This window comes from Salegentibacter salinarum (assembly GCF_900168115.1).
GTDB lineage: Bacteria > Bacteroidota > Bacteroidia > Flavobacteriales > Flavobacteriaceae > Salegentibacter > Salegentibacter salinarum.
Map to the genome: position 1 here is coordinate 1 of NZ_FUZC01000017.1, position 531 is coordinate 531.

Here is a 531-nt window from a genome sequence, read left to right on the forward strand (position 1 = left end):
ACTGGTTTTGAAAATGGAGACGATGCGTCTATTCTTAGCGGATCACTAACAAGGGAACCTGGCGAAGCTGTTGGAATCTATACGATCGGTTTGGGCAGCTTGAGTGCAGGAGTAAACTATACGATCGATTTTACGGGTACTGATTTCACGATTGGTACTAAAGTTCTATCGGTTACTGCCGATACCGATCAGAGTAAAATTTATGGAGAGACGGACCCGGAATTCACTTATACCGCTAGTGGTTTTGAAAATGGAGACGATGCGTCTATTCTTAGCGGATTACTAACAAGGAAACCTGGCGAAGCTGTGGGAATCTATTCGATCGGTTTGGGCAGCTTAAGTGCAGGTGCAAACTATACCATCGATTATACAAGTGCTGATTTCGCTATTAATGCTAAAGTCCTTATGGTTACTGCCGATCCAGGTCAGAACAAAGTTTATGGAGATGCTGACCCGATCTTTACCTATACCGCCACTGGTTTTGAAAATGGAGACGATGCGTCTATTCTTAGCGGATCACTAACAAGGGAA

At 43.9% G+C, this 531-nt stretch carries 1 protein-coding gene; it reads left to right on the plus strand.

Features of this window, described 5'->3' with window-relative positions; genetic code table 11:
• The coding region (locus B5X53_RS19065; RefSeq protein WP_317042334.1) for an MBG domain-containing protein at nucleotides 1-531 on the plus strand (531 nt) is incomplete at both ends.